Below are 26,461 nucleotides of genomic sequence, written 5' to 3' on the forward strand. Positions count from 1 at the left end.
ATGAAACGTCGTCTGCTCGTCATCGGCCTGGCCGTGCTGCTCGCGGTCGTCGGCACGGTCGGGGTGCTGCTCTACGTCCGCGCCGCCGACGACCGGGCGCTGGCCGGCCGCGAGGCGGTCACCGTGCTGGTGGCCGGGAAGCGCATCCCCGCCGGCACGTCGGCCAGGTCCGCCCAGGAAGCGGGGTTGCTGCGCAGCGAGCGGATGCCCGCCGGGACGGTGCCCGCCGACGCGCTCAAGTCCGCCGCCGACGTGGACGAGCTGGTCGTGTCCTCGGACGTGTCCGAAGGCCAGCTCCTGGTGCGCCCCATGTTCGTCACGGCCGCGCGGCTCACCGACGGCATCGAGATCCCCGAGGGCAAGATCGCCGTCACCGTGCCCGCCGAGGCCTGGCAGCGCGTCGGCGGCCTGGCCAAGCCGGGCGCGAAGGTCGCGGTGTTCGACAGCTTCAACGTGCTGGAGTCCAAGCCCGGCAACACCCCCGCGGGCGACGGGCTGCAGAACCAGCACGACTACAACAAGGCCACCCGCCTGCTGCTCACCGACGTGGAGGTCCTCGCGGTGCAGCAGGAGAAGGCGGTCGAGGAGGGCACGGTCGGCAAGGCGCTGGTGACCGTCGCCGTGGACCAGGCGGGCGCGGAGAAGCTCATCCACGCCCAGCAGACCGGCGCGCTCTACCTGGCGCTGCTGGGCGAGAACCCCGACGTCAAGCCCGGCGCGGGTGTGGACAACCGTTCGGTGTTCGGAGGCTGAGGACATGGCCATCCTGTGCGAGCGGCCCGAGCGGGTCGCGGAAGTGGTCGCCGGCATCGGCGGCGAGGTCCGGGCCGCGGGCGACCTGGCCGAGGCGAACCGCCTGCTGCACGCCGACGGCGCGGAGACCCTCGTCGTGGTCGGCCCGGAGACCGACGCGGAGGAGGCGCTGGCCTTCGCCGCCCGGCTGCGCGTGGAACGGCCCGCCGTGGGCGTGGTCCTGGTGCGGCGCAACGTGGACGTGGCGCTGCTGACCCGGGCGTTGCAGGCCGGGGTGCGCGAGGTCGTGCCGGCCGGGGACGTGGCGGCGCTGTCCGTGGCGTGCGCCCGGTCGCGGGAGCTGTCCTGGCGGTTCGCCGGCGGCCCGGCCGAACCGGTCCGCGAGGGCCGCGTGGTGACCGTGTTCTCCGCCAAGGGCGGCTGCGGCAAGACCACGCTCGCGGTGAACCTCAGCGCGGTGCTGGCGGCGGGCGGGCAGCGGCGGGTGTGCCTGGTGGACCTGGACCTCGCGTTCGGCGACGTCGGCATCAGCCTGCAACTGGACCCGGTGCGCACCATCGTGGACGGCCTGGGCATGGTCGGGCACCTGGACGAGCGCGGCGCGGCGTCGCTGCTCACCGAGGCCGGGCCGGGGTTCGCGGCGCTGCTCGCGCCGGTCGAGCCGGGTGACGCCGAGCGCGTCCCGGCGCAGCTGGTCGCCGAACTGCTGGTGGTGCTGCGCGGCATGTTCGACCACGTCGTGGTGGACACGCCCTCGCAGTTCAGCGAGCACGTGCTGGCCGCGATGGACGCCTCCGCCCACCACGTCCTGCTCACCACGCCGGACGTGCCCGCGCTGAAGAACCTCCGGGTCACGCTGGACATGCTGGACCTGCTGTCCTACCGGCGGGACGTGCGCTCGGTGGTGCTCAACCGGTCCGACGCGAAGGTGGGGCTGTCCGAGCAGGACGTCGAACGGGTGGTGCGGGCGCCGATCACCGCGCGCGTCCCGTCCAGCCGGGACGTGCCGATCTCGACCAACCGGGGCGTGCCGATCACCGTGGCCACCCCGGCGCACCCGGTCAGCACGGCCATCGCCCGGTTCGCGCGGGCCGGCGTGCTGGGTGAACCGGCGGCGCCGGCGCGGCGGTCGTGGCGCAGGCGGGGTGCGGCATGAGCCTCACCGACCGCCTGGCGCAGAGCAGGCCCGCGCCCGGCGCGCCCGCGACCCCGCGCCGCACCGCCCGGCACGCCGACCCGTTCGGCGCGATCAAGCGCAGCGTCCACCTGGGACTGGTCGAGGCGCTCGGCCCGTCGCTCTACGACGTGCACCTGGACCAGGGCGAGCTGGAGCGGAAGGTCCGCCAGACCCTCCAGGCCGTGCTGGAGCGCGACGAGACGCCGCTGACCGGCGGCGACCGCACCCGCATCGCGCAGGAGGTGGCCGACGAGATCCTCGGCCACGGCCCGCTGGAGCCCTACCTGCGCGACCCGGACGTCTCCGAGATCATGGTCAACGGGCACGACCAGGTGTACGTGGAGCGCGCGGGCCGGCTGGAACCGGTGGACGCCGCGTTCACCGACGAGAGCCACCTGCGGCGCACCATCGACAAGATCGTCGCCGGCGTCGGGCGTCGCGTGGACGAGGCGAGCCCCATGGTGGACGCCCGCCTGCGCGACGGCAGCCGGGTCAACGCCGTGGTACCGCCGATCGCCCTGGACGGCTCGCTGCTGACCATCCGCAAGTTCGCCACCGACCCGTTCACCGTCACCGACCTGATCGGGTTCGGCACGCTGTCGCCGCAGGTCGCGGCCGTGCTGGAGGCGTGCGTGCGGGGCCGGCTGAACGTGCTGATCGGCGGCGGCACCGGTTCGGGCAAGACCACCAGCCTCAACGTGCTGTCGTCGTTCGTGCCGGCCGACGAGCGGATCGTCACCATCGAGGACGCCGCCGAGCTGCAACTGCGGCAGGACCACGTGCTGCGCCTGGAGGCCCGGCCGCCGAACGTGGAGAGCCGCGGCGAGGTCGCCGTGCGGGACCTGGTGCGCAACGCCCTGCGCATGCGGCCGGACCGGATCATCATCGGCGAGGTCCGCGACGGCGCGGCGCTGGACATGTTGCAGGCCATGAACACCGGCCACGACGGCTCGATCACCACCGTGCACAGCAATTCGCCGCGCGACTCGCTGGCCCGCCTGGAGACCATGGTGCTGATGGCGGGCGTGGACCTGCCGCAGCGGGCGGTCCGCGAGCAGATGGCGTCGGCGATCGACCTGATCGTGCACCAGTCGCGGCTCAAGGACGGCACCCGGCGGATCACGCACGTGACCGAGGTCGTCGGCATGGAGGGCGAGGTCGTCACCCTCCAGGACCTGTTCCTGTTCGACTTCCACGCCGGGGTGGACGAGCGCGGCGTCTACCGGGGCGCGTTGCGCGGCACGGGGTTGCGGCCCGGGTTCGCCGAGCGGCTGGCCGACCGGGGCGTGCACCTGCCGCCCGGGGTGTTCGCCGGTGGGGAGTTCCCGCGATGAGCGTGCTGGTGCGACTGGCCCTGGGCGTGCTGCTGGCCACCGCGGGCCTGGTGTTCTGGGGCGTGGCCGACGCCGACGACGTGACCGTGTCGTCGGTCGAGACCGCGCCCGGCCGGGTGGGTCTGGTGCTCACCACGCCCGACCTGGCCGCCGACCGGGTCGAGGTGCGGGCCGGGGACGTGCCGCTGACCGCCCGGGTCACCGCCGCGGACCGCCTGGAGGCCGACGCGCCGGACCGCGGTGTGGTGCTGGTCGTGGACACCAGCGGGTCGATGGCCGGCGAGCGCATCGCGACCGCCCGGCGGGCGGCGTCGGGGTACGCGGCGAGCGTGCCGGCCGACGTGCGGGTGGGACTGGTCGCGTTCGCCGACACCCCCGCCCTGCTGGTGTCGCCGACGACCGATCGCGCGGCCCTGGCGGCGGCGTTGGAGTCGTTGCGCGCCAACGGGAACACCGCCCTGTACGACGCGCTGCCGGTGGCCGTGGCCGCGTTGGACGGCGTCTCCGCGCCCCGCTTGGTGGTGCTGTCCGACGGACAGGACACCTCCAGCCGCGCCGGGCTCGACGCCGTGACGGGGCTGCTCGCGCAGCGGTCCGTGCCCGCCGACGTCGTGGCGCTGGCCTCGGACGACCCGGCGCTGGGCCGGATCGCGGCGGCCGGCGGCGGACGCGTGCTGCCCGCCGCCGAGGTCTCCGACCTGGCCGGCGCGTTCGCCGCCGCCGCGCGCACGTTCACCCACCGCACCGCGGTGGAGGTGGAAGTCCCGGACGCGTTGGCGGGCAGGACCGCCGACCTGACCGTGGTCGCCTCGGCCGGGTCGAGGTCCGTCACCGCCACCGTCCCGGTGACCTTCGCCGCCCTGCCCGCGCCACCAGCCCCGCTCCCGCCGACCTGGTCGCTGGAACTGTGGCTCCTGGTCATCGGCACGTTCAGCGCGTTCCTGGTGGCCGCCGTGCTGCTGTTCGGCCTGGTGGGGCGCAAGGAGCCGGTGCCCTTGGAGGACCGGATCGAGCGGTACGGCCCCCGCCGCACGCGGCCCGTCGCGCCCGAGCAGGGCCAGGTGGCCCGCGGCGCGCTGAGCGTGACCGACACCCTCCTGGGCGGCAGGGCCGACGCCATCGCCGCCCGGTTGGACCTCGCGGGCATGACCGTCGGCGCGTCCGAGTGGGCGTTGCTGCGGCTGTGCGGGGCGGTCGTGCTCGGCGTGGTGGCGGCGTTGGCGGTGGGCAACCCGTGGATCGGCGGCCCGGCGGGCGCGTTGGCGGCCGTGCTCGGGACGCACCTGTACGTGGGCTTCCGGATCGGCCGGCGGCGGTCGGCGTTCCAGGACCAGCTGCCGGACGTGCTGCAACTGGTCGCCGGGTCGTTGCAGTCCGGGTTCTCGCTGGCCCAGGCCCTGGACGCGGTCGTGCGGGACAACACCCAGCCGGCGGCCGGCGAGGTGGCGCGGGCGTTGGCGGAGACCCGCGTCGGCGTGGACCTGACCGACGCGCTGGACCGGGTCGCCGACCGGATGGCCTGCGCGGACCTGCGGTGGATCGTCATGGCGGTGCGGATCCAGCGGTCGGTCGGCGGCAACCTCGCCGAGGTGCTGCTGACCACGGTGACGACCATGCGGGACCGGGCGCAGACCCGCCGCCAGGTCCGGGCGCTCAGCGCGGAGGGCCGGCTGTCGGCGTACATCCTGGTGGCGCTGCCGGTCGTGCTGGCGGGCTGGCTGCTGCTGACCCGCTACGACTACATGCGACCGCTGTTCACCACGGCCATCGGCTGGGTGCTGGTGGTCGCCGCGACCGTGATGGTGGGCCTGGGGGCCCTGTGGATGCGTGCGCTCGTGCGCGTGGAGGTGTGACATGGTGCTGCTCCTCGGCGCGCTGGGTGCGCTGACCCTCGCGATCGTCCTGGCCGTGGTCGCGTTGGCCGGCGGCTCGTCCTCCGGCGGCGGCGTGGCCGGCGCGCTGGCCGTCATCGAACACGGCTACTCCCGCACCACCCCCGACCAGCCACCCGCGAGACGCTCGTTCGAGACCGCTCCCGGCTGGCTGCGGTCGTTGGTGCTGCGCTTGTCCCCAGACGGCGTCGAGGCCCGCCTCCAGCGCCGTTTGGACCTGGCCGGCAACCCGCCCGCGTGGACCCCGGACCGGGTCCTCGCGGTGAAGGGCTTCGCGTTGTTCGCGGTGGCCGGCGTCGGCGTCCTGCTGGGTTCCGGCGCCCTGCTCACGGTCGTCCTGTACGGGGCGGCCGGCGCGGCGGCGGGCTTCTTCCTGCCGGACCTGCTGCTGCTCAACGCGGGCCAGAAACGCCAGGCGAAGATCCGCGACGCCCTCCCCGACGCCCTCGACATGCTCACCGTGTGCGTGGAAGCGGGCCTGGGCTTCGACGCGGCGCTCGCCCAGGTGGCCCGCAACACCCGCGGCCCCCTGGCCGCCGAGTTCGCCCGCGTGCTCCAGGAGACCCAACTGGGCACGTCCCGCACCCAGGCCCTGCGCGCCACCGCCGAGCGGACCACCGTGGCCGAGCTGCGCACGTTCGTGTCAGCCCTCGTCCAAGCCGGCGAACTGGGCGTGCCCATCGGCCGGGTCCTGCGCGAACAGGCGAAGGGCATGCGCGTCCGCCGGCGGCAACGCGCCGAGGAACGCGCCCAGAAGGTCCCGGTGAAGATCCTGTTCCCGCTGGTCATCTGCCTGTTCCCGGCCATCTTCGTGGTCATCCTCGGGCCAGGGGCGATCAGCATCGCGCGGTCGCTGTTCTAACCCGGTCCAGCGAGGACTTTGGACCCCAATCGGGGCAGAGGTGTAACTCCGACCCGTACTCCGATCGACGTAGCGGTTGAACCTTCACATGGCGCGCTGTCACAGCGGCGACAGGAGGCATCATGACGATCCGCGTCGTCGTAGTAGACGGACACACCCTCTTCCGCTACGGCCTGACCACCCTCACCGCCACCGCGCCGGACATCAAGATCGTCGCCGAAGCGAAGACAGCAGCCACCGCGCCCGCCATCGTGGCCTCCTACAGCCCGGACGTGGTCACCATCGACGTGGCCCTCCCCGACGGCGACGGCCTGCGCCTGGCCCGGGAACTCCGCGATCGCCACGACGACCTGGGCATAGTCATGCTCACGTCCCTGGGCGAGGACGACGTCCTCTTCAGAGCCCTCGAAACAGGCACCTCGGCGTTCGTGGCCAAAACCGCCCCGGCCGACGAGGTCCTGGCGGCGATCCGCCACGCCTCGGTAGCCGCCGGCTCCTTCACGGCGGCCGGCCTGGCCGGCGCCCTGGCCCGCAAGCGCACGACGGCCGACCGCCTGGCCCTGAGCCCACGGGAACGCGAGGTCCTGCTGCTCCTGCGCGAGGGCACGTCGATCCCGTCGATCGCAAGATCCCTCTACGTGAGCCAGTCCACGGCCAAGACCTACGTCTCCCGCCTCTACGAGAAGCTGGGCGCCTCCAACCGAGCCCAAGCCCTGATGGCAGCCCTACGAGCCGGCCTGATCCGAACCGAACAAACCCACGCCTCCTAACCCCCACGCTTCGCTTTCGGCGCGCAGCGCCGGCAGGCAGTCCACCGGAGGGGACACAACCCAAGCCGGGCTTCTTGCTTGTGTCATCTCCGTATGGCCCGCCCGAAGGGCTACCACAGATTTCCCGGGTGCGGCCGAATTTTTTGTGAGGAACGAGCAAAAAATTTAGCGGCACCCGGGAAATCTGTGGTTGGCTTTGCCGGGTCATGCGGAGATGACACAAGCAAGAAGCCCCCGCTTTGGCAGTTGTGTCCATCTTCGGTGGCTCGCCCGCCGGCGAGGCTCTTTTACGCTTTGAACCGGCGCTTCGCTGCTCAAGCCCACGCTTCGCGGGTCCTAACAGGACGCGCTCCGCTCTCTTGACCTCGAACGCGCTTCGCGCTTGAGAGCGCTTCGCGCTTGAACGCGCTGGCGCGCTCTCAAGATCAAAAGCTCTAAAGCGAAAAGCGGCCGGGAGGCCTCCAGTGGGGGGAAGGGCCTGCGTGTTCCCCACCGCATGACCTGGCGGAGCCGACCACAGATTGCCGGGGTCGGTCGAAAAACTTTGCTCGTTCCTCGCAAACTTTTTGGCCCGACCCCGGCAATCTGTGGTAGCCCTTCGGGCAGGTCATACGGTGGGGAACACGAAGGCCCCTTGTGGCTGGGAGCCCAACCAAAAACACGCCGCTGCGCGGCGAAGAGCGCGCCGGCTCACGCCCACCAATAGACCCACAACACGACGGCCCCCACCACCAACACCCCGGCCCCAGCCGCCACGGCGGCCCACCGCCGGGCCCGGTCCGCCACGACCTGCCCCACCACGGCGACCACCCCGGCCACCACGTGCCCGATCACCATGTCCACCCCGGGCCCGGGCAGGTCGCGCGTTCCCGCGTACACCTGCACGCCGAGCAGCGCCAGGGCTAGCAGCACGAGACCCACGGCCACCGCGCCGCTGATGCCGCGCCACACCCTCAGCAGCCGCGGCTCGGTCTCCACCTGTGTCACGGGTCTCCTCTACGGCGCGAGCAGCGCCCACGGGTCCAAGGTCGGTGCCGCCTGCCGGCCTTCCGGGCAGCTGCGGCGGAAGTCGCACCAGGTGCACTGGTTTCCGGTCCGGGGTGGGAAGAGGATCTCCGGGTCGCCGCCCGCCGCGAGGGTGTCGCTCGCGAGGCCCAGCTCGTCCGCGGCTTCCTCGGCTCGGGAGACGTGCCGGGCGAGGCTCTCCTCCGTGTGCTCCCACACCGCCACCGTGCCGGTGGGCAGGTGGTGCAGCTCCACCCGTCGGCACGGCTTGCGCAAGGTACGTCGTGCGGCGAGCGCGTACAAGGCCAGGGCCTGCGAGCCTCGCGCGTCGTCGACCGTCAGCGCGTGCCGGCCGGTCTTGTAGTCGACGATCACCAACTCGCCGTCGCGCAGGTCGATCCGGTCGACCCGGCCCTCGGCGACGATCCGCTGCGTGGGCGTGGACACCCAGCGCTCGATCCCCACCGGCTCGATCGACGTGTCCAGCTCCGCCACGTAGTTCCGCACCCAGCCCTCGGCGCGCGTCCGGTAGACGGCGGCCTGCTCGGCGTCGCGGAAGCCCTCGTCCTTCCACTGCCGGTGCAGCAGGGCCACGGCCTGCTCCGGGGAGCGCTTCTCCACCGGCAGGTCGAACAGGGCCTTCAGGGCGTTGTGGACGACCGCGCCGAGCGTGTTGTGCGCCCAGGCGCCGCCGCGCGGCGGTGTGGGGCGGTCGAGGTAGGCCATGCGGAACCGGCGCGGGCAGTCGGCCCACGTGGCGAGCTTCGCCGGCGTCACCTTCACCAGCCGCTTCGGCATGACGCCGAAGTCGAACCCCAACTGATCCACGCCCCCAACGCTACCGAGGACCCCCGACACTCCCGGCACGGCATCACAGGCCCGGCCCAGCCGCCGACTCCACCGGACCCCGGGGGACGGTCAGCCGACCAGGACCTTGCACCCCGTGGCGCGGTCGGCCAGCGCGTCGAGGACCTCGGGCGAGGTCGTCTCCGCGCCGAGCCGCACCGTCTTGTTGGTGCCGTGGTAGTCCGACGACCCGGTCACCAGCAGCCCGAGTTCGCCCGCCAGGCCGCGCAACCGCGCCCGCGTCGCCGGGTCGTGGTCCGGGTGGTCCACCTCGACGCCGGCCAACCCCAGCGCCGCCAGGTCGGCCACCACCGCCTCGGACACGATCGGACCGCGCGACGCCGCGAAGGGGTGCGCCAGCACGGTCACCCCGCCCGCCTCGGCGATCATCTCGATCGCCCGCGCGACGGGCGTGTCCGTCCGCGGCACGTAGTAGCGCCCGCCGGTCAGGTAGCGGGCGAAGGCCTCGTCCACCGACGTCACCACCCCGGCCCGGATGAGCGCCATCGCGAGGTGCGGTCGCCCCGCCGGCGCGTCGGCCGGCATGGCCGCCATCAGCTCGTCCGGGTCGATGGGGAACCCGTCCTCCACCATGCGCAGGGCCATCTTGCGCAGCCGCTGCCGCCGTTCGAAGCGCAGCCGCAGCTGCTCCTCGACCAGGGCCCGGGAGGTCGGGTCGTACAGGTAGGCCAGCAGGTGGACGGTGATCGTCCGCCCGGAACCGTCGTCGGACGCGCAGGACAGCTCCGCGCCCCGCACCAGCTTCAGGCCCGGTGGCAGCGCGCCGGCCGCCTCGGTCCAGCCGGCCGCGGTGTCGTGGTCGGTCAGCGCCACCGCGGACAGGCCGGCCGCCGCCGCGGCGGCCACCAGCTGCGCGGGCGTGTCGGTCCCGTCGGACTCGGTCGAGTGGGTGTGCAGGTCGATGCGCACCCACCCAGTCTGACCTACGGGACCATCTTCTTCCCGCGCGCCGCCCGCTGAGCCTTGATCATCGAGAACCGCTCGGCCTGAGCCTTCTTGTCGCCGAAGGTCAGCTCCGAGATGGCGTCGTAGACCTCCTCGGGGTTCGGCAGGTACTCGATCCGGTTCAACGCCTGGATCTGACCGGCCGACTCCACGATCAGGGTGCCGAAGCCGAACATGCGCCCGAGCACCGAACGCTCGTAGGTGAGGTCGGTGACCTTGCTGATCGGCATCATGGCCACCTTGGTCTCGAAGACCCCCGAGGAGATCATGAACCGCTTGTCGGTGACGACGATGCGCTCCACCCACCACTCCATGACGAAGTAGGTCAGCCTGAGCAGCACGAACAGCGCCGCGTACCACAGGATGTTCTGCACCACGCCCAGGTTCTGGGGCAGCAGGTAGGAGATCATCATGCAGCCGGCGAGCAGCGCCGCCGCCTCCAGGAGATCCCAGAGCAGGCTGCTCCAGTGCCTGCGGACCCGGATGACCCGCCGCTCCGTGGGGAGCAGGTACTCGTCGGGGTCACGTGGTGCGAACATGCCTGTGGACCCTTCGCCGTGGGTGGAGGTGCCGGGCGCCTACCTCAGAACAATTGTTTCACGAAGGTGATGAGCGCCTCAGCGGCTTCCCGCAGCGTGCCCAGGATGTTCTGCACCAGCTGAGCCGCCTGGTTGGGCTCCGCGATGAGGAAGAACAGGAGCAAGCCGACCCCGGCGAAGGTGAGAATCTTCTTCAGATTCACGGTGATCAACCCCGTTCGCTACCGCACCCGTTTGGCGCCAGTGAAAACCGTTGTACCGCACCGCGCGGCACCTTGGGAGTTTTGTACCGCACTTGGGTCAGCGCTCTGCACCGCCGTTGAGGGGTGACTACACTGAGTCACCGTGACGGCCGATGGAGCCCCCTTGATCCGCTGTGTCGGCGGGATCGTGCATGACTCGAACGGGCGACTGCTACTCGTTCGAAGGGCCAATCCCCCAGGTGAGGGACTATGGTCGATACCGGGTGGACGAGTCGAGCCGGGCGAGGACGACCGGGCCGCCGTGATCCGCGAGATCCGCGAGGAGACGGGACTCTCCGTGACGGTCGGCGAGTTGATCGGCAGCGTCACCCGACCGGCCGTGCACGGGCTGTACGACATCCACGACTACGCCTGCCAGGTCCGATCGGGTGTGCTCCGAGCGGGGGACGACGCGGCCGAGGTGCGGTGGGTGACCGGTGCGATCTTGGACACACTTCCGCTTTCCGAAGGCCTGCACGAGACGCTCCAGGCCTGGGGACAGCTCCCCCGAGCCTGATCGACTTCGCCCGTTCGAGGGAAGTCGTCGCAGGTCGTCACGGCAACCAGGTCAGGCGCTGACCGTGCGGGGCGGTCTTGGCCAGGGCTTTTGCCGAGCGAACCTCACCTTCGTCGATCCGCACGAGCCCGAGCACCCCGAAGGCCGACTCCTCGGCCCGGAGGTCGTCCCGGCCGGGCAGCACGTGCTCCAGGCCGGCGGCGTAGCCCTCGTGGCTGACCCACCACGCGGGCCGGTCCAGGCCGCGCAGCGCCGCGACGAACTCCCCGCCCGGCACGTACGGCAGGACGTTGCTGGTGATCACCACCAGCGGCAGGTCGGCGGGCACCAGCGCGGCGGCCTTCCCGAGGTCCGCGACGGCGTCCCCGGCGACCAGGGTCGGCGGGGACTTGCGCTGCGCGGTGGCCGCCACGCCGAACATCCGCAGCCGCTCGGGCTGGTCCGCCCAGACGCACGCCTCCAGCCACGCGTAGGTGTCCTCGTCGGCCAGGTCGGCGGGCGCGCGGTCGAGGCCGACCTTCGCCCCCACCTTCACCGTCTTGGGGATCTTCGGCAACGCGGCCCCGGGCGCCAGTTCCAGCGCGCAGTGCACGCCCACGGTCGCCTTGGCCGGACCCGCGACGAGCTGGCCCGCCTCCCGCGTCTGGTACCGGTAGCCGTACTGGTCCAGGCCCAGCAGCAGGCCCGCGGAGCAGCCCACCTCCAGCAGCCCGACCGGCCCCTTGACCATCGCGACCGCCGGGTAGAGCAGCGCCGCGCGGCGGACCTCGTTGGTCTGGGTGGAGCGGGTGGAGATCAGCTCGCGCATCTTCTCGGCCCGGTCCAGCACGAAGGACCGGAACAGCGGCCACGTGCCCTCGTCGGGCCCGTACGTGCCGCCCAGCGACGGGTAGTAGTTCGACAGCTCGTGGAACGGCTCGGCCTGCACCAACCGGTGCGCCGCCGCCAGGAGCAGGGTCGCGTGGGCGAAGTGCTCCGGGGCGGCGGTCAGCAGGCCGGCGACCTCCGGGTCCTCGGCGGCACGCGTGGCCAGGTGCTCGTAGAGCGGCGAGACGCCGTGCGCCTCCCGCTGGGCGAACCGGGCCAGCCGCTGCCGCGCGAGGTCCACGGAGGTCATCTCACTCCTTCGGTTCGGGCCTGCCCGGCTGCTCGCCACCGCGGGCGTCGCCGTAGGACCGCTTGGGCACCATCACCTTGCGCCGGAACACGCAGACGACCGTGCCGTCCTGCTTGTACCCGCGCGTCTCCACGTAGACCACGCCGCGGTCGTCCTTGGACTTCGACGGGGTCTTGTCGAGCACCTCCGTCTCACCGTAGATGGTGTCGCCGTGGAAGGTCGGCTTGATGTGCCGCAGCGACTCGACCTCCAGGTTCGCGATCGCCTTGCCCGACACGTCCGGCACGGACATGCCCAGCAGCAGCGAGTAGATGTAGTTGCCGACCACGACGTTCTTGCCGAAGTCGGTGGTCTCCGCCGCGTAGTGCGCGTCCATGTGCAGCGGGTGGTGGTTCATGGTGAGCAGGCAGAACAGGTGGTCGTCGTACTCGGTGACCGTCTTGCCAGGCCAGTGCTTGTAGACCGCGCCGACCTCGAACTCCTCGTAGTAACGCCCGAACTGCACCGCTTGCCTCCGTTGGCTCTTGGGGCTTGTGATCGAGAACCCTCACGACCGGGACGACAGTGTGGACTTGGGAGGAGTACCCTCGGCAACTGGTCTGTGAGCGACTCCACCGCCGCGGACGACCGACCCGAGGAGGTGAGGGCTACCGATGAGTAACGACCCCCATCCTGCGAGTACCTCGCGCGTCCTCACCGAAGGGTCGATCTTCTAGGCCCGCAGCAGTGCCCGGTCGGGGACGTGCCGTCGCGTTTCGTCGTGCAGCCGACGCCCCCACCGGAGGACTCCGTGCCCAGCTTGCCCTCGCTCGGCGGCCTGAGAGGCCGCGTGCCCGCCCACGTCCGCCCTGCGGTGCCGATCCCGGTGCCGCTGTCGGCGTACGTCGTGGACTGCGGGGTCTACGTGGACGGCGAACGGCTGCCCGGCCGGTGGTCGCACACCGACGCCGTGGAAGAGGTGCGCAAGCGCGGCGACGGCTTCGTGTGGATCGGCCTGCACGAGCCCGACGAGGAGCAGATCCAGGGCGTGGCCGAGACCTTCGGCCTGCACGAGCTGGCCGTCGAGGACGCGGTGCACGCCCACCAGCGCCCGAAGCTGGAGCGCTACGACAACACGCTGTTCATGGTCCTCAAGACCGTTCGGTACGTGCAGAACGCGTCGCCCGACTCGGCCAACGAGATCGTGGAGAGCGGCGAGGTCATGGTCTTCCTGGGCCGCGACTTCGTGGTGACGGTCCGCCACGGCAACCACTCGGGCCTGGCCGTGGTGCGGCGCCAGCTGGAGGCGGAGCCGGAGCGGCTCAAGGTCGGGCCGGCGGCGGTCCTGTACTCGATCGCCGACCACGTGGTCGACAACTACCTCGACGTGACCGACCACATCGAGGACGACATCGACCAGATGGAGGCGCTGGTCTTCGCGCCGCGCAGCCGGGTCAGCGCCGACCAGATCTACCTGATGAAGCGCGAGGTCCTGGAGCTGCGCCGGGCGGTCATGCCGCTGGCGGTGCCGCTGCGGCGGCTGGCCGAGGGCTACACGCCGCTGATCCCCGAGCAGGTCCGGTCGTACTTCCGGGACGTGGACGACCACCTCACCGAGGTGTCGGAGCGCGTGATCAACTTCGACGAGCTGCTCACCACGCTGGTGAACGCGACGCTGGCGAAGATCACGCTCCAGCAGAACTCGGACATGCGCAAGATCTCGGCGTGGGTCGCGATCATCTCGGTCCCCACGATGGTGGTCGGCGTGTACGGCATGAACTTCGACTTCATGCCGGAACTGCATTGGAAGTACGGCTACCCCATGGTGATCGCCGTGATCCTGGTCGCCTGCCTCACGTTGTACCGAATATTCCGTCGGAACCGCTGGCTGTAGCCCCCGCCCACCCCGACCCCGACGGGATCCTCCGACATGACCCGGATGTTCACGAACCTGCGCTTTTGGATCGTCGCGTTCCTCATCGGCTGGCTGACCACGGTCACCGTGCTGATCGCCACCGGCCACTGACGCGCCCCCGGCCGGACGGGCCGCCGAGGTGGCACGTGCTCGTGCCACCTCGGAGCCTCCCGCCGGGGCGTTCCCCGACCTTCGGCCCGCGTGCGGGCGGTCACGTCCACGGTCGGGTGTGCCACTCGAACGGGATGCCGTGACCCGCTCCCGCGCCCAGCCGCAACGACACCCCGCCCGGCCACAGCTTGAGCAGCAGTTGGAACTCGTACTTCTCCGGCGCGTGCGTGCGGCGGGGTTCGAAGACGAGCAGGGCGAGCGGGGCCATCGGGGTGGCGCGGGCGGCGGCGTCGGCGAGGACCGCGCGGCCCATCGCGCGGTCGGACGGGGACGCGTACTGCCACACCACCGAGTGCCACACGACGGTCAGCACGTCGCGCTCCGGTCGGGCGAGGTGGTCGGCCAGCCACTCCGGGCCCGCCGCGCGCCGCACCGGCACCGGGTCCAGGGCGGCCAGGTCCAGGGCGGCTTGGAGGCGTTCCCAGCGCCACAGCTGGTCGGCCCACACGAACGACGACAGGTGCAGGCGACCGTCCCGCGTGGACACGTCGACCGGGTTGAGGTCGCAGCCCGCGCGGCCGACCAGGCGCAGGCCGGGCGCGAGGTCCACCGGCGGGCGGCCGGTCCAGCGGGTGTCCAGGACCAGCGGGCTGCCCGGGTCGCCCAGGACGGTGTCGCCGACGCGGTAGGCCACGCGGTGCGGGCGCAGGTTCAGGCCGCCGGACGCGCCCACCTCCAGCAGCTTCACGCAGAACGGCGTCCGCCTGCCCGCGTTCTCGGCGGCCAGCCGGGTGGCGGTGTGCAGGCCGCCGAAAAGGGGCGCGCTGCGGCCCGGCTCGTTGGTCTGCACGACGGTCGACGCGATCAGCGCGCGCAGCTCGTCGGTGTGCTCGTCGAGCACCGGCAGCGCGTCCTCCCACAGCGTCGGCGGGTGCGGCCGGCCGCCGGCGGTCGGGTAGTGCTTGGCCAGGGTCGGCGCGCGGCCCTCCAGGACCAGCCGGTGCAGCGCGCCCGCGAACCGCAGCCCCGGCACGGTCCCGCCGCGGTCGCACTCGCTGCCCGCCATGACCTTCGCCGTGACCCCGCCGCGCGTCAGGTCGTCCGCCGCCGACACCAGCAGGGTGTGGGTGAGCGGGCTGCGGTCGCGGCAGGAGGCGGCGGCGTCGAGGAACAGCTCGGCGAGCACGTCTCGAACGGTAGACCGGATTACCCCGTGCGGCACCGGGGGAAGCACCGGTTCGTCGGGACGCCGGTGCGCGCTTAGGCTCGACGGGTGCCGAAGGTGCTCGCGGTGGCGGACGAGGTGGTCGAGCGGCTGTGGACCGACCAGGTGCGGCGGCACGACGTCGACCTGGTCGTGGCGGCCGGCGACCTGCCGTTCGACTACCTGGAGTTCCTGTCCTCGGCGCTGGACCGGCCGTGCGTGTTCGTGCCGGGCAACCACGACGTGGACCTGTCCGGGTACGCCAACGTGCGGGGCCTGTGGACGCGGGCGGGGCTGCCGGCGCGCTGGCCCGGCCCGGCGGGCGGGGTGAACGCCGACGGCGCGGTGGTGGACGTGGCGGGCCTGCGGATCGCCGGCCTCGGCGGGTCCATCCGGTACAACGACGGGCCCAACCAGTGGACCGAGCGGCAGCAGGCCCGGCGGCTGCGGCGGGTGACCCGCCTCGCGGCGTGGCGCAGGCTGCGCGACGGGCGGGACGTCGACGTGCTGCTCACCCACTCCCCGCCGCTGGACTGCGGCGACGAGCCCGACGCCCCGCACCGCGGCTTCGCGTGCCTGCACGACGGCGTCCGCCGGCTGCGCCCGAAACTGCTCCTGCACGGCCACATCCACCCCCACGGGTCGCCGAAGCCGGACCGGGTGCTCGGCCGGACCCGGGTGGTGAACGTGGTGGGGTACAAGGTGGTGGAGGTTCCCTGATGCGCCGGGACACCGGTTTCCCGCAAGCCGACGCCGAGAACGACTTCCTGCGCGCCCGGCGGCGGCAGGTGCTGTCCCGCCTGGCGGCGTGGCTGCGCCGCGAACCCGACGACGTGAACATCATGCTGCCGTTCCACGAGGTCGTGGAGGCGTTGGGCGTGGTCAGCGAGCGCCGGTTGGGGGTGCAGACGATCCGGCTGGACTCGATCGTCGGCAGCGTGGACCGGACCCGCGACTTCGACCGCCGCTTCCGCCCCACCTCGGCCCGCACCCGGGAGCGCTGGCAGCGCCTGGCCCTGGCGACGCGGCGGGGCGAGGCCGTGCCGCCGATCGAGGTCTACCGGGTGGGCGACCTGCACTTCGTCCAGGACGGCCACCACCGCGTGTCGGTCGCGCACGCCCTGGGTCTGGAGACGATCGACGCGTACGTGACGGAGGTGGTGACCCGCATCGCGGCCCACGGCATCCGCCACCGGGGCGACCTGATCGTCAAGGACTACCGGCGGCTGTTCCTCGAACGGGTGCCGCTATCCGGCCAGGCCAGGGCGGAGGTCCTGCTCTCGGACCCGTGGGACTACGCCGAACTGGGCGAACACGTGGAGGCGTGGGGCTTCCGCCTGATGCAGGACGAGGGCGCGTTCCTGGACCGGGCGACGGTGGCGATGCGCTGGTACCGCGAGGAGTACGTGCCGGTGGTGGAGATGCTGCGCCAGGCCCACCTGGTGGGCGACCGGACGGAGACGGAGGCCTACATGTGGGTGGCGGCGGAACGCTACCGCCTCATTCGCACCCACCGCTGGGACCAGGACGTGATCGACGCCCTGCGGTCGCGGCGAGGCTAGCGCCGGCCGGCGAGAGGTCGCCCTCGGCACCAGGCCCGGCGCAGCGGTGCGCCAACGGTTCCTCGGCCTCGATCGCGCGGCCGGCCTGAGCGGTCGGTTGCGGGGTCAGCGTTGGCCTTCCAGTTTCGGCAGGGGGCGGGCCTGGTCCATGACGCGGTCGGTGTAGCTGTCGAGGAGGCGGGTCGCGATCTGTTGTGAGTAGCCCAGGATCACGGCCCACAGCAGCAACGCCGCCTGGGACGCCACGCCGATCAGGCCCGTCGTCACGCCGGCGCCCAGGGCCAGGATGCCGATCACCGCCAGCGCCGCCCCGAGCAGGATCTTGATCGTCGCCTGGTACCCGATCATCACGTACGGCGACAGGCTGGGCCGCCGCCGCAACAGCAGCACCACCGCCGACAGGATCGCCCCGAACGCACCGAGCACCTGGATCAGCCACACGTCCGCGCCCGCCGCCGTCCGCCCCGACGGGCACACCGTCGGCAGCCGCTCCGACCCCACGCACATCGGGATCAGCCCCGGGTTCACCAACCCGATGACGCCCAGCAACGTGTTCACGACGAACAACACGAGGGACGCCGCGATCAGCTTGTTCCGCAGCGCCCGCGAGCCGGCGTGCGCGAAGTCGGACTTGTCGAACGCCGCCCGCAACGCGTCCACCACGATCTCGCGCTCGATGGACAACGGGAACTCGCCCGGCCGCAGCTCCTCCAACGCGACCCGCCGGGGGTCGTCCTCGTCCAGGTTCTCCGCCACCCGGGCCCGCAACCCGGGCAGCCGCCCCAGGAACCCGTCCCCCGCCGCGACGACCGCGATCTCCGCCTCGTGCAACGACCGCCAGGCGCGCTCGATGTGCCACCCGGACCACCACGACGCCACGATCCGCAGCCGCGACTCCTCGCGGTTGATCATGTCCTCGACGACGGCCGCCTCCTGCTGGGCGACCTGCCGCCACTGCGAGCTCTCCGGGTCGAGCGGGTCCGGCGGGCCCAGTGCGGCGAGGTCGGCGCGCACGCGGTCCAACCGCGACTGGACCACCAGTCGCCAGTCCGTCACGCGTGGCTTGCGCGTCCCCACACCTCGATGGTGACACCGGCCGGTTGGCGTTTTGATCAGCCGTCCGAGTGATCAGCCGAACAGAGCACCGGCGCGGGCGTCCGACCGCACCCCCTGCAGGCGGTCGGCGCGCCCGTCGCCGGCCGGACCGGGCCACCGCGCGGTCCCGTCCGGAAGGGGTTCAGGCCGTGCGGCTCGGTTCGACCAGTTCGCGCAGGCGCGGGGGCATGCGCTTCTCCAGGCCGAACGGTTCGAGGTGGGCCTGGAGGACGCCGTCGAACGCGCGCTTCACCGAGGTCGTGTCCCAGGTGTCGCTCTCCAGGATCGGCTGCTTGAAGTACGGGTGGCCGACCAGGTGCAGCTGGCGGCCGTTGCAGCGCACGATCTGGCCCGTGATGCCCTCCGCCGCGTCGCTGAGCAGGAACAGCACCAGCGGCGCGACCTTGCCCGGGGTGCGGTCGGCCGGGATGGCCCGCAGGGACCGCTCGGACTTCCACACCATGCGCGTGTGGGCCACGGGGCACACGGCGTTCACGCGCACGCCCTCGCCTTCCAGGTCCAGCGCCCACGACCAGCTCAGCGAGGCGACCGCGCCCTTCGTCGCCGCGTACGTGGCGAGTTTGCGCTGACCGAAGAACGCGCCGGAGGAAATGTTCACGATGGAACCGCTGCCCTGTTCGCGCATCACGCGCATGGCGGCGATACCGGTGTATATGACACCCAGCAAGTTCACCTCGACCGTCCGGCGCACCGTTTCCGGGTCGTCATCCCACGGCTGGGTCTCGTAGTTCAGCCCGGCGTTGTTCACCAGGCCGTCGAGCCGACCGAACTCGGTGACGCACATTCCGACGATCTTCTCGGCCTCAGTCGGGTCGGTCACCGTGTGCGTGCTCGCCACCGCCCGCCCGCCGTAACCGCGGATGTGCTCCGCGACCTGTTCGGCCAGGTCGCTGTCCACGTCGTTGACCACGACCGCGGCGCCCGCCTGCGCGGCGTGCATCGCGTACGCTTCGCCCAGCCCCCGACCCGCACCGGTGACCACGACCGCTTTTCCGTCAAGAATCCCCATCGCGCGCTCTTCTCTGTGCTCGGCGGTCTCCCCTACCCCGACGCCCGTCGATCGGGGTTATCCCCGCCTTCGACCAGGGTGGTGACCGACAAGAGCGAAAGCCGCGCGAAAGCGGCGAGATGCGGTTTTGCTGCGCTGAATGGCCCACGGAGTTCGTCCCGACCGATGGTCTTGGCTGGTCAGTAACTCCCCGTGACAAGCGGCAAAAGGGGGCCACCCGCGCACGTCGGATGGCCCCCTCGCCCGATCACTGCCCGGAATACGTGAGGTTGCGCCCGGTGTCCGGGTCGAACAGCTGCACCTTGTCCGCGTCGAACCAGATCTCCGCCTGCTCACCCTCGGTGGCCGTGGAGGCCGCCGAGATGCGGGTGACCAGCGAGACGCCGCCGCCCGGCACGTCCGCCGACCCGGCGTCGGCGGCCAGCTCGGCCAGCTCCTGCGAGGTGGCCTGCTCGCCGGACAGGCTGAAGTAGGCGAACTTGTCCGAGCCCATCGACTCCAGCACGTCCACGTGGTCGGTGAAGGTCACCCCGCTGCCGCGCAGGTGCTCCTCGACCAGCCGCGCGTCCTCGAAGTGCTCGGGCCGCAGGCCCACGATCACCTCGCGGGGCACGTCGGCGCCCGCGAGCAGCCCGCGGACCCGGTCGGTGAGCGGGATGTCGCCCAGCGCCGAGCGCAGCGTGCCGTTCTCCAGTCCGGCGGGCACGAAGTTCATCGACGGCGAGCCGATGAACCCCGCGACGAACAGGTTCGCCGGGTGGTCGTAGAGGTACTGCGGCGCGCCGACCTGCTGCACGGCCCCGCCGCGCATCACCACGACCCGGTCGCCGAGGGTCATCGCCTCGGTCTGGTCGTGCGTGACGTACACGGTGGTGGTGCCCAGCTGCTTCTGCAGCCGCGACACCGACGTCCGCATCTGCACGCGCAGCTTGGCGTCCAGGTTGGACAGCGGCTCGTCCATGAGGAACGCCTTGGGGTTGCGCACGATCGCGCGCCCCATCGCCACGCGCTGCCGCTGGCCGCCGGACAGGTTCGACGGCTTGCGGTCCAGGTGCTGGGTCAGGTCCAGGATCTCGGCGGCGTCCCGGACCTTCTTCTCGACGGTCGCGTTGTCCACCTTCGCCAGCCGCAGCGGGAAGGCCATGTTCTCCTTCACCGTCATGTGCGGGTAGAGCGCGTAGGACTGGAACACCATCGCGATGTCCCGGTCCTTGGGCGCGCGCTCGTTGACCCGCTCGCCGCCGATGCGCAGCTCGCCGGACGTGATGTCCTCCAGCCCGGCGATCATGTTCAGGGTCGTGGACTTCCCGCAGCCCGACGGGCCGACCAGGATGATGAACTCGCCGTCGGCGATCTCGATGTCCACGTCCTTCACGGCCACGGCGCCGTCCGGGTACTGCTTGGTCACCTTGTCGAGCACGATCTCGGCCATTGCTTCACCCCTTGACGGCGCCGGAGGTCAGACCGGCGACGATCCGACGCTGGAAGAACAACACGAACAGGATGATCGGGATGGTGATGACCACCGCGGCGGCGGCGATCGACCCGGTCGGGTCCTCGAACTGGGAGCTGCCGGTGAAGAACGACAGCGCCACCGGGACCGTGCGCGAGCGCTCGGTGGAGGTCAGCGAGATCGCGAACAGGAAGTCGTTCCAGCAGAAGATGAACACCAGGATGGCCGTGGTGAACACGCCCGGCGCGGCCAGCGGCGCGATGACCCGGCGGAACGCCTGCCCGGGGGTCGCGCCGTCCATCTTCGCGGCCTTCTCCAGCTCCCACGGGATCTCGCGGAAGAACGCCGACAGCGTGTAGATCGCCAGCGGCAGCGCGAAGGTGATGTAGGGCAGGATCAGGCCGGGCCAGGTGTCGAACAGGCCCAGCGACCGCTCGATCTGGAACAGCGGCGAGATCAGCGAGATCTGCGGGAACATCGACACCAGCAGCGAGACGCCCACCAGGACCCGCTTGCCCGGGAAGTCCAGGCGCGCGATCGCGTAGGCGGCCATGGTGCCGAACACGACGGCGATGGCGGTGGCGATCAGCGCGATGCCGATCGAGTTCACCAGCGCCCGCACGAACTCCGTGGTGGAGAAGATCGACGCGTAGTTGTCCAGGGTCCACTCGCGCGGGATGAAGTTGCCGTCCGCGAGGGTGGCCTTGGTCTTGAACGACAGCGACACGATCCACAGCACGGGGAACAGCGCGTAGGCCACGACGAGGATGTTGAGCACCGCCCAGCGGGCCTTGCGGCCCGTGGTCTCGGCGCCGCCGATGCCGGCCATCAGCGCCTCCCGTTGTCGCTGCCCGGCGCCGCGGTGCCGAACAGCTTGATGAAGATGAACGCGATGATCGCCACGGCGATGAAGATCAGCACCGACATGGTCGAGCCGATGCCGAGGTTCAGGCCCTTGATCAGGTTGTTGTAGGTGATCATCGAGACCGACGACGTGCCCTGCGAACCGCCGGTGAGCACGAACAGGTTGTCGAAGATGCGGAACGCGTCCAGGGTGCGGAACAGCAGCGCGACCAGGATCGCGGGCTTCATCACCGGCACCATCACCTTGGTGAACCGCTGCCACGCGTTCGCGCCGTCCATCGCGGCGGCCTTGAGCAGGTCGTCGGGCACCAGGGCCAGGCCCGCCATCAGCAGCAGCGCCATGAACGGCGTGGTCTTCCAGATCTCGGCCAGGATCACGACCATGACCGCCGGGATCTTCTCGGTCAGCACGGGTTCGCCGCCGGCCACGATCTCGGCGAGGTAGCCGGTGCCCGGCGTCCACGCGTACCGCCACGAGAACGCGGCGACGACGGTGACGATGCCGTACGGGATGAGCGAGGACGTGCGGACGATGCCGCGCCCGACCAGCGTGCGGTGCATGATCAACGCCAGCGCCATGCCCAGCACCAGCTCGATCACGACGGACACCACGGTGATCACGATCGTGATCCACATGGCGTTCCACCAGTACGAGTTGGACAGGACGGTGACGTAGTTGTCCAGGCCGACGAACTCCACCCGGTCGGGGAACTTCAGGTCGTAGCGCTGGAGGGACAGCCAGACCGAGTAGATGATCGGCCACCCGGCGACCGCCGCCATGACGACGATCGCGGGTGCGCAGAGCAGGAGCCCGAGGCGGCGCTCGGCCTTCTTGCCCTCGGACAGCGCGGCCTTCGCCCCGGGCGAGGGCCGCGGCTGGTCCTTGGTCTCCGTGGTGAGTGCGTGGCTCACGGCAGCACCCCCTTCGAGTCGAGCGCGTCCTGCAACTCCTGCCGCAGCCGGTCCGCGGTCGCCTTCGGGTCGATGCTCGCGGGCGGCGACAGGATGGTGGAGATGACGGTCGAGACGTTCTGGTAGGCCGGGGTGCGCGGGCGGACGCTCGCGCCCTTCAGCGTCTCCAGGATCGCTTCCTTCATGGGGTAGGGCTTGGCCATCTCCGGGTCGTCGTAGACCGACTCGATGGTCGGCGGGACGCCGTCGTTGATGGCCGCGAACTTCTGGTTCTCCGCGCTGCGCAGGCACATGACCGCGTCGAAGGACTGCTCGGAGTGCCGGGTGAACGCGCTGACGGCGTAGTTGATGCCGCCGACGGTCACCTTGGCCGCGTCCCCGTTGACCGACGGGTACGGGGCCCACTTGAAGTTCGCCGCGAAATCGGGCTTCTTCTGCGCCGCGGCGTAGACGTAGGGCCAGTTGAGCATGAAGGCGGCCTTGCCGTTCTCCATGGCCAGGCGGGCGTCGTCCTCGGCGAAGTTGGAGAAGGACGGGTCGACGACCGGCGACGTGGCGAAGGTCTTGAGGACCTCCAGCGCCTTGACAGCGTTGTCGTCGACGATGGCCTTGGTGCCGTTCTCGTCCAGGATCTGCCCGCCGGCGGAGTTGACGAGCGTGTTGAACAGGACGACCAGGCCCTCGTACTGCTTGCCCTGGGCCTCGACCAGGCCGGGTTTGCCCTGGTTCTTGAGTTCGGTGCCCATCTTGATCATCTCGTCCCACGTCTTGGGCGGGGTGGGGACGAGGTCGCTGCGGTACCAGAGGAGCTGGACGTTGGTGTTGTCCGGAGCGCCGTAGAGGCGGCCCTCGTAACGGGCCGTGTTCAGCGGGGTCTCCAGCGTGCCGTTCTCGACCTGGGACTTCGCGGAGCCGGTGAACTCCTTGATCCAGCCGGCCTTGGCCAGTTCGGCGGTCCACGTGACGTCGAGGGCGAGGACGTCCATGCCGGTGTCCTCGGCGGCGAGCCGGCGGACCATCTGCTCGCGCTGGCCGTCGGCCTCGCGGGGCAGCTTGTGGTAGACGATCTCGTAGCCGTCGGCCTGCTCGTTGCAGCGGTCGACGATCTTCTGGAAGTTCTCCTGCGGGTACTTGTAGACGTTGATGGTGATCCCGCCGTCACCCGAGCCGCACCCCGCCAGCGCGGACGCCGCGACCAGCGCGGCACTCCCGGCGGCGGCCAACCGATGACGCCTCATCGGGCCTGCCTCCTTCCCGACAACTTCAAGGAGCCAGACCGCACTGCCCGGCACCTCGTCGTGCCCCACCCACCGGACCGCGGCACGGTGCGGCAGGTGGAACGAACGTAGGCCCGGTGATCAGGTGCCGCAACCACCGGAGCCCGGAACGGCACTACCCGGTGATCACGAGTGCCAAACCTGTGGTTCGCCGAGTGGCCGCGCGGTGGGGGCGCGGTGGGCGCGCGGTGGGCGCGCGGTGGGGGCCGAGTGGGTGGCCGCGGCGGTGGGCAACGGGCGGGTCGTCGCTCGCCGAACCCGCCGCGGTGGGCGCGGGGCCGGGTGGGCACCCGCCGAGCCGGCCGCAGCGGGCGTCGAGCGGGCCGGCCGCGGTGGTCCGGAATTGTCGGTGCCTCGTGCGACGATCGAGACGGGGGCCGGAGGCCGCGCCCGGTCAGTCCGGGTGGCCGGTCAGTCCACGTGACCGGTCAGTCCTTGTGGTTGGCGTCGGTGGGGCGCATGGCGAGCTTGGCCAGCAGGTCCCGGCCGCGCTCGGCGGACCGCGGTTGGCACAGCACGTCGTAGCGCCCGGCGACCAGCTGGCTGGCCGACTGGAAGTCCCGCTTGCCGCGCGCCGACCCGTACCCGACGGCGGCGAAGATGATGCCGAACGCGACACCCACGGTGAGCCCGACCAGGATCGGCCCGAACCCGGCGCTGGCGGTCGTGTTGAACAGCGACAGCAGCACACCCACGAACAGGCCGAACCACGCGCCCGACGCCGCACCCGTGCCCAGCACCCGTCCCCAGGTGAGGCGCCCGGTGACGCGCTCGACGAGCATCAGGTCCACCCCCACGATCGTGACCTCCTGGACGGGGAAGTCCCCGTCGGCGAGGAAGTCGACCGCCCGCTGCGCCTCCTCGTAGGTGGCGTAGGAGCCGATCGGCCACCCGGTGGGCGGCGTGGGCAGGCGCGGCGGCACACCCGGTCGGTTCTGGCCCTGGCCGGAGAACGAACTCGTCACGGTGACCACCTCTTCGCGGTGCTGATCACCCCATCCTGCCAACAGGGGGCGAACAGCGCGAAACGGGTGCGGCGGAACTCAACGCTACCGTGACCTGAGTGCCGATGCGTCCACCCACGGCCAACCCCGAGCTGCACCCGACCGACTGCGGCGGAGGTGCCCGGCTCGCTCACCGCGAACCGGGCACCCGACCCGTCACCCGCGCGACTGGTAGTCCCGCAGCAACCCGCGGCTGATGATCGTCTTCTGGATCTCGCTCGTCCCCTCGCCGATGAGCAGGAACGGCGCCTCCCGCATCAGCCGCTCGATCTCGTACTCCTTCGAGTACCCGTACCCGCCGTGGATCCGGAACGCCTCCTGCGTCACCTCGGCGCAGTACTCCGACGCGATCAGCTTCGCCATGCCCGCCTCGACGTCGTTGCGCGCGCCCGAGTCCTTCAGGCGGGCCGCGTTGACCATCATCAGGTGGGCCGCCTCGACCTTCGTCGCCATCTCGGCCAGCTTGAACGCGATGGCCTGGTGCTCGACGATCGGCTTGCCGAAGGTCTTGCGCTGCTGCGCGTACTCGATGGCCAGCTCGAACGACCGGATCGCGATGCCGCACGCCCGCGCCGCCACGTTCACCCGGCCGACCTCGACGCCGTCCATCATGTGCCGGAAGCCCTGGCCCGTGACACCGCCGAGCACCTGCTCCGGCGAGATGCGGAAGCCGTCGAAGACCATCTCGGTCGTGTCGACGCCCTTGTAGCCCATCTTGTCGATCTTGCCGGGGATGGTCAGGCCGGGACGGACCTCGCCGTAGCCCTCCGGCTTCTCGACCAGGAACGTCGTCAGGTTCTGGTGCGGCTTCTCGGCGCCCTCGTCGGTGCGCACGAGCACCGCGGTCAGGTTGGACGTGCCGCCGTTGGTCAGCCACATCTTCTGGCCGTTGACGACGTACTCGTCACCCTCGCGCACCGCCCGCGTGCGGATGGCGGCGACGTCGGAGCCCAGTTCCGGCTCGGACATGGAGAACGACCCGCGCACCTCGCCGGTGGCCATGCGCGGCAGGTAGCGGGCCTTCTGCTCGTCGGTGCCGTGCTGCTTGAGCATGTGCGCGACGATGAAGTGGGTGTTGATCACGCCGGACACCGACATCCAGCCGCGCGCGATCTGCTCCACCACGAGCGCGTAGGTCAGCAGCGACTCGCCGAGCCCGCCGAACTCCTCGGGGATGGTGAGCCCGAACAGGCCCATCTCCTTCATGCCCTCGACGATGTCCGCGGGGTAGGTGTCGCCGTGCTCCAGCGCCTGCGCGTGGGGGATGATCTCCTTGTCCACGAAGGTGCGGACCGTGGCGAGGATCTCCTCCTGGATGTCGGTCAGTCCAGCGGTCTGGGCCAGGCGCGCCATCGCACGTTTCCCTTCGTAGCTCCGGGGTTACCGGCGAGTATGGACCGGTTAACGCACGTTCGCGTCACGAAGGTGCTCATCGCCACGCGCTGAACCGAAACAGCGGCTACCCTTCCCCACCACCGCGGAACCCAGGAGCGCCCGATGACCTACTACCAGCAGCCCGGCTACTACGCGCCGCCGCCCAGGGGCACCAACGGCATGGCCATCGCGGCGTTGATCTGCGCGTTCGTCTTCGCGCCCGCGGGCATCGTGCTGGGGATCGTCGCGAAGAACCAGATCAAGCGGACCGGCGAGGACGGCCGCGGCCTGGCCACCGCGGGCATCGTGCTGGGCAGCGTTTTCACGGTCCTGGGCATCATCGCGATCATCCTGTGGGTGGTCGCGGTCTACTGGATCGTGCGCGAGGGCGGCGAGATCATCAGCACGCTCACCGTCACCCGCTGAGCCGGTTCAGGACGCGAACAGCTCCAGCTCGCCGCCGCAGTGCCGGCACACCTCGGCGAACACGTGCACGTCGGCCGCGCAGCCGGGGCAGGTGCGGAAGCTGCGCTCCAACAGGTCGTCGGCCGGGCGGCGGCGGAACAGGCGTAGCCGGGGCCTCGCGTTACGGGTCCGTGACATGGCAGCCACCATGCACACGCACCACCCCTTGATCGCCAATCAGGCGCGGGGTTTGTGG

28 protein-coding genes are annotated in these 26,461 nt (G+C 71.2%); 11 read left to right on the plus strand and 17 right to left on the minus strand.

From position 1 onward, the window contains the following. From cpaB to ABD126_RS05105, 6 genes are all read left to right on the plus strand, one after another. Complete coding sequence (gene cpaB / locus ABD126_RS05080) at nucleotides 1-753, plus strand: Flp pilus assembly protein CpaB (RefSeq protein ID WP_343932445.1); 753 nt, start codon at nucleotides 1-3, stop codon at nucleotides 751-753. A 4-nt stretch (nucleotides 754-757) separates the two neighbouring features. Further along, nucleotides 758-1,909: a CpaE/TadZ family protein gene (locus tag ABD126_RS05085; protein WP_343932446.1), complete on the plus strand. Its 1,152-nt coding sequence runs from the start codon at nucleotides 758-760 to the stop codon at nucleotides 1,907-1,909. Beyond that, nucleotides 1,906-3,264 carry a TadA family conjugal transfer-associated ATPase gene (locus ABD126_RS05090; RefSeq protein ID WP_343932447.1) on the plus strand — a complete coding sequence of 453 codons (1,359 nt, stop codon included), beginning with the start codon at nucleotides 1,906-1,908 and terminating at the stop codon, nucleotides 3,262-3,264. Before ABD126_RS05085 ends, ABD126_RS05090 begins: the two co-directional genes overlap by 4 nt. Continuing rightward, entirely contained in the window at nucleotides 3,261-5,117 is a 1,857-nt protein-coding gene (locus ABD126_RS05095; protein WP_343932448.1) for a VWA domain-containing protein, read from the plus strand. Before ABD126_RS05090 ends, ABD126_RS05095 begins: the two co-directional genes overlap by 4 nt. Nucleotide 5,118: 1 nt before the next feature. Then, nucleotides 5,119-6,018 (plus strand): type II secretion system F family protein, encoded by a 900-nt coding sequence (locus tag ABD126_RS05100; RefSeq protein WP_343932449.1) that lies wholly within the window; start codon nucleotides 5,119-5,121, stop codon nucleotides 6,016-6,018. Between the two features lie 122 nt (nucleotides 6,019-6,140). Beyond that, complete coding sequence (locus ABD126_RS05105) at nucleotides 6,141-6,788, plus strand: response regulator (protein WP_343932450.1); 648 nt, start codon at nucleotides 6,141-6,143, stop codon at nucleotides 6,786-6,788. A 690-nt stretch (nucleotides 6,789-7,478) separates the two neighbouring features. On the opposite strand, the gene ABD126_RS05110 is transcribed toward ABD126_RS05105, so the two are convergent. The 5 genes from ABD126_RS05110 to ABD126_RS05130 form a co-directional block, all read right to left on the minus strand. Beyond that, nucleotides 7,479-7,775 carry a hypothetical protein gene (locus tag ABD126_RS05110; protein ID WP_343932451.1) on the minus strand — a complete coding sequence of 99 codons (297 nt, stop codon included), beginning with the start codon at nucleotides 7,773-7,775 and terminating at the stop codon, nucleotides 7,479-7,481. A 9-nt stretch (nucleotides 7,776-7,784) separates the two neighbouring features. Next, on the minus strand, nucleotides 7,785-8,621 hold the full coding sequence (locus tag ABD126_RS05115) for a RecB family exonuclease (RefSeq protein ID WP_343932452.1): 837 nt from the start codon (nucleotides 8,619-8,621) through the stop codon (nucleotides 7,785-7,787). A gap of 90 nt (nucleotides 8,622-8,711) precedes the next feature. Then, nucleotides 8,712-9,569: a PHP domain-containing protein gene (locus ABD126_RS05120; RefSeq protein ID WP_343932453.1), complete on the minus strand. Its 858-nt coding sequence runs from the start codon at nucleotides 9,567-9,569 to the stop codon at nucleotides 8,712-8,714. Between the two features lie 14 nt (nucleotides 9,570-9,583). Beyond that, nucleotides 9,584-10,144, minus strand: coding sequence for a PH domain-containing protein (locus ABD126_RS05125; protein ID WP_309116803.1), 561 nt, complete (start codon nucleotides 10,142-10,144; stop codon nucleotides 9,584-9,586). Between the two features lie 44 nt (nucleotides 10,145-10,188). Continuing rightward, nucleotides 10,189-10,347 carry a hypothetical protein gene (locus ABD126_RS05130; protein ID WP_309116804.1) on the minus strand — a complete coding sequence of 53 codons (159 nt, stop codon included), beginning with the start codon at nucleotides 10,345-10,347 and terminating at the stop codon, nucleotides 10,189-10,191. A 142-nt stretch (nucleotides 10,348-10,489) separates the two neighbouring features. On the opposite strand from ABD126_RS05130, the gene ABD126_RS05135 reads away from it, so the two are divergent. Continuing rightward, nucleotides 10,490-10,903 (plus strand): NUDIX hydrolase, encoded by a 414-nt coding sequence (locus ABD126_RS05135; RefSeq protein WP_343932454.1) that lies wholly within the window; start codon nucleotides 10,490-10,492, stop codon nucleotides 10,901-10,903. A gap of 37 nt (nucleotides 10,904-10,940) precedes the next feature. Here ABD126_RS05135 and ABD126_RS05140 read toward each other — a convergent pair whose 3' ends face one another. Continuing rightward, nucleotides 10,941-12,020, minus strand: a complete 1,080-nt coding sequence (locus ABD126_RS05140; RefSeq protein ID WP_343932455.1) for a DUF2332 domain-containing protein — start codon at nucleotides 12,018-12,020, stop codon at nucleotides 10,941-10,943. Nucleotide 12,021: 1 nt separating this feature from the next. After that, nucleotides 12,022-12,525 carry a MaoC family dehydratase gene (locus tag ABD126_RS05145; RefSeq protein ID WP_337725166.1) on the minus strand — a complete coding sequence of 168 codons (504 nt, stop codon included), beginning with the start codon at nucleotides 12,523-12,525 and terminating at the stop codon, nucleotides 12,022-12,024. A 285-nt stretch (nucleotides 12,526-12,810) separates the two neighbouring features. Between ABD126_RS05145 and corA the strand changes: the two genes are divergently transcribed. Then, complete coding sequence (gene corA / locus ABD126_RS05150) at nucleotides 12,811-13,893, plus strand: magnesium/cobalt transporter CorA (protein WP_343932456.1); 1,083 nt, start codon at nucleotides 12,811-12,813, stop codon at nucleotides 13,891-13,893. A 232-nt stretch (nucleotides 13,894-14,125) separates the two neighbouring features. On the opposite strand, the gene ABD126_RS05155 is transcribed toward corA, so the two are convergent. Then, complete coding sequence (locus tag ABD126_RS05155) at nucleotides 14,126-15,211, minus strand: DUF2332 domain-containing protein (RefSeq protein ID WP_343932457.1); 1,086 nt, start codon at nucleotides 15,209-15,211, stop codon at nucleotides 14,126-14,128. An 87-nt stretch (nucleotides 15,212-15,298) separates the two neighbouring features. Here ABD126_RS05155 and ABD126_RS05160 point away from each other — a divergent pair, with 87 nt between their 5' ends. Beyond that, entirely contained in the window at nucleotides 15,299-15,949 is a 651-nt protein-coding gene (locus ABD126_RS05160; RefSeq protein WP_343932458.1) for a metallophosphoesterase family protein, read from the plus strand. Continuing rightward, nucleotides 15,949-16,791: a chromosome partitioning protein ParB gene (locus ABD126_RS05165; RefSeq protein ID WP_343932459.1), complete on the plus strand. Its 843-nt coding sequence runs from the start codon at nucleotides 15,949-15,951 to the stop codon at nucleotides 16,789-16,791. The genes ABD126_RS05160 and ABD126_RS05165 overlap by 1 nt, the downstream gene beginning before the upstream one ends. A 105-nt stretch (nucleotides 16,792-16,896) precedes the next feature. Here the strand turns inward: ABD126_RS05165 and ABD126_RS05170 are convergent, their stop codons facing one another. The 8 genes from ABD126_RS05170 to ABD126_RS05205 all read right to left on the minus strand — a co-directional run bounded on the left by ABD126_RS05170 (nucleotide 16,897) and on the right by ABD126_RS05205 (nucleotide 25,779). Further along, a complete protein-coding gene (locus ABD126_RS05170) occupies nucleotides 16,897-17,868 on the minus strand; it encodes a hypothetical protein (protein WP_343932460.1) in 972 nt (323 codons plus the stop codon). Between the two features lie 160 nt (nucleotides 17,869-18,028). Continuing rightward, on the minus strand, nucleotides 18,029-18,916 hold the full coding sequence (locus ABD126_RS05175; protein ID WP_343932461.1) for an SDR family NAD(P)-dependent oxidoreductase: 888 nt from the start codon (nucleotides 18,914-18,916) through the stop codon (nucleotides 18,029-18,031). Between the two features lie 247 nt (nucleotides 18,917-19,163). After that, nucleotides 19,164-20,348 carry an ABC transporter ATP-binding protein gene (locus ABD126_RS05180; RefSeq protein ID WP_343932462.1) on the minus strand — a complete coding sequence of 395 codons (1,185 nt, stop codon included), beginning with the start codon at nucleotides 20,346-20,348 and terminating at the stop codon, nucleotides 19,164-19,166. Nucleotides 20,349-20,352: 4 nt separating this feature from the next. Beyond that, nucleotides 20,353-21,198, minus strand: a complete 846-nt coding sequence (locus ABD126_RS05185; RefSeq protein ID WP_343932463.1) for a carbohydrate ABC transporter permease — start codon at nucleotides 21,196-21,198, stop codon at nucleotides 20,353-20,355. Beyond that, complete coding sequence (locus ABD126_RS05190; protein WP_343932464.1) at nucleotides 21,198-22,145, minus strand: carbohydrate ABC transporter permease; 948 nt, start codon at nucleotides 22,143-22,145, stop codon at nucleotides 21,198-21,200. Before ABD126_RS05190 ends, ABD126_RS05185 begins: the two co-directional genes overlap by 1 nt. Continuing rightward, nucleotides 22,142-23,383 carry an ABC transporter substrate-binding protein gene (locus tag ABD126_RS05195; RefSeq protein WP_343932465.1) on the minus strand — a complete coding sequence of 414 codons (1,242 nt, stop codon included), beginning with the start codon at nucleotides 23,381-23,383 and terminating at the stop codon, nucleotides 22,142-22,144. The genes ABD126_RS05190 and ABD126_RS05195 overlap by 4 nt, the downstream gene beginning before the upstream one ends. A gap of 467 nt (nucleotides 23,384-23,850) precedes the next feature. Further along, entirely contained in the window at nucleotides 23,851-24,387 is a 537-nt protein-coding gene (locus ABD126_RS05200; protein ID WP_343932466.1) for a general stress protein, read from the minus strand. A 195-nt stretch (nucleotides 24,388-24,582) separates the two neighbouring features. Continuing rightward, a complete protein-coding gene (locus tag ABD126_RS05205) occupies nucleotides 24,583-25,779 on the minus strand; it encodes an acyl-CoA dehydrogenase family protein (RefSeq protein ID WP_343932467.1) in 1,197 nt (398 codons plus the stop codon). A gap of 144 nt (nucleotides 25,780-25,923) precedes the next feature. Between ABD126_RS05205 and ABD126_RS05210 the strand changes: the two genes are divergently transcribed. Further along, nucleotides 25,924-26,226 (plus strand): DUF4190 domain-containing protein, encoded by a 303-nt coding sequence (locus ABD126_RS05210; RefSeq protein WP_343932468.1) that lies wholly within the window; start codon nucleotides 25,924-25,926, stop codon nucleotides 26,224-26,226. A 6-nt stretch (nucleotides 26,227-26,232) separates the two neighbouring features. Here the strand turns inward: ABD126_RS05210 and ABD126_RS05215 are convergent, their stop codons facing one another. Further along, nucleotides 26,233-26,403: a hypothetical protein gene (locus tag ABD126_RS05215; protein ID WP_343932469.1), complete on the minus strand. Its 171-nt coding sequence runs from the start codon at nucleotides 26,401-26,403 to the stop codon at nucleotides 26,233-26,235. Nucleotides 26,404-26,461: the final 58 nt, after the last annotated feature.

The organism is Saccharothrix mutabilis subsp. mutabilis (assembly GCF_039521145.1).
Lineage (GTDB): Bacteria > Actinomycetota > Actinomycetes > Mycobacteriales > Pseudonocardiaceae > Actinosynnema > Actinosynnema mutabilis.